Origin of the sequence: Bradyrhizobium sp. BRP20 (assembly GCF_020194215.1) — a bacterium.
Classification (GTDB): domain Bacteria; phylum Pseudomonadota; class Alphaproteobacteria; order Rhizobiales; family Xanthobacteraceae; genus Bradyrhizobium; species Bradyrhizobium yuanmingense.
This window is the reverse complement of record NZ_JADYVY010000068.1, coordinates 1-1,788: the sequence shown is the minus strand read 5'-3', so window position 1 is coordinate 1,788 and position 1,788 is coordinate 1. Positions and strand designations below refer to the sequence as shown.

The window sequence follows — 1,788 nt, the reverse complement described above, 5'->3', positions numbered from 1 at the left end:
GCCCCAAGCTCGTCGTCGCTTATATGATCTACACGATTCGACTGCTCAACGCTGATGTTGTTGTATCTTGAGATTATCCAACAACTTCGAGCCTTCACTGAACGATCTCGACCAAGATCGCTCTGCCAAGTCCAGATAGCTTTTCAGCAACTCGGAGGGCGTTTTGACCTCAGCAACGACTTTTAGAAAATTGGCGTGATCGTGCAAAGAGGAAGCAGTCAATCTCAAACCGTCTTTCAAAGCCGCCGCGAAGAAGTTTGTCGTTGCTTCGATCGACTTCTGCCAATCTGCAAACACGAATGAAGCGCGCGTGGCTGCCGTCGACTGCTTAGTGTGCTCGGCGGCGCCACCTGGCCCAGCAGCCGATGCCTGGGTCACTTGCGGCGCTTGCTGTGTACGGCGTTTCTCGTCTTCAGCTACGCTCGATGCCATTGAACGTCTCCTCTCTGAACTGTAACGTTGTGATTGGTTTCGCGGCTCAGCTCAATCACCTTCAGAGGGTAACACGATCTCCAATATGGGACACCTGCCACTTTTGGTAGCCCTGATCGCAAGGACCTGACTTAAGGACGACATTTGACGTGACCAATGCTGGAGGCGGATTGTTCAGTCTGCCAGATTCCCGGTAGGTGCTCCGATGGCTATATTTCGCGGAGAGTCTGAATCGGCATGTCGCAAAAGCCGTGTAGAGAGCGGCCAGTGGGTCTATGGCGTCGGCGAAGATGGTGTTCAGGCGTTCTGCGACTTTGGCATCGAAAACCTGATCGAGTTCGTCAGGTTCCACAAAGAAAACCCCAAGCTGCTCAGCGCTGGCACGGGAATGAACCAACCAGCCTGCGGCCTACACCGGCTACACCGGATCGGCGCACCGGCGGGTGCTTTCGCGTACAGCGGCGCATCCGACCATTGCGCCGTCCATGGGTCGGAGCCAAAAGGTAGTTCAAGCCGATCTTTCCGATGTGATAGTTGCTGGAGAGGCCCGTTGTGTTCGCCGGAAGAATTGCGAACGGCGGATTCTGCTCCGTCGGAGGAGTCGCGACACTCGGTCCGCCGAAATGCAGATAGTCATACTCAGCTTTCACCGACCATGCAGGCGTAAGCGCTTGCTCGACGCCCAGCCCGATGGTGGCGCCAAGGCGACCATAGTCGAAGTGGGCTTTCTCCTGTGGCGACCCGCCTTCGAAGTTGTTGACGACGTCGCCCCGGTTGTTTTGCCAAGCGACGCCTCCCTTGAGATAGGCCGGCGTGTGGCCCAGCGCGCCAAACGCGTAACCGACGCGACCGGTCCCGGTGGCAAAGACGTTGGGACCTGCCTTGCAGTTTGCGCTCACAATAAAGCCGGAGGCGGCGAGGCAGGTATTTGTCCCGTCGGAGACAGCACCGCTGGCATCCAGTTCGACACCAAATACCCAACCGTTCTTCTGCCAATTGTAGCCGATCTGGCCACCGGCGAGGAACACTGGGGTATCGACGACATCGCCATAGATCGACGGACCGTAGGGATTGCTGAAGGAGGTGCGGCCGTAGCCGCCGCCGACGTGCCCGCCAATATAGCCGCCGGTGGCAGTTTCACTCCTGGCTCGAGGTCTGCCGCATTCGTTGCATCGGTTGCGACGAGCGCGATTGTCGTGGCTCCCAAAAGAAGAACTCCAGATCGCATCCAACACGTCCCTGTATTTTCTCGGTCCACGACCGAGCGCCCTTAAGTTATCGCGCAGCAAAACCGTCGGGGCGGACCAGACGCTAACACCGACGCGCGCCGAGTCCGTCCCGAAGACCATCGCACTG

General features: G+C 57.8%; 2 protein-coding genes. Both read right to left on the bottom strand.

Going from position 1 to position 1,788, the window contains the following annotated elements; genetic code table 11:
* Positions 1-45 precede the first annotated feature (45 nt).
* Positions 46-432, bottom strand: a complete 387-nt coding sequence (locus tag I6F33_RS37800; protein ID WP_036046585.1) for a hypothetical protein — start codon at positions 430-432, stop codon at positions 46-48.
* Positions 433-803: 371 nt separating this feature from the next.
* The coding region (locus tag I6F33_RS37795) for an outer membrane protein (RefSeq protein WP_225143915.1) at positions 804-1,788 on the bottom strand (985 nt) is incomplete at its 5' end.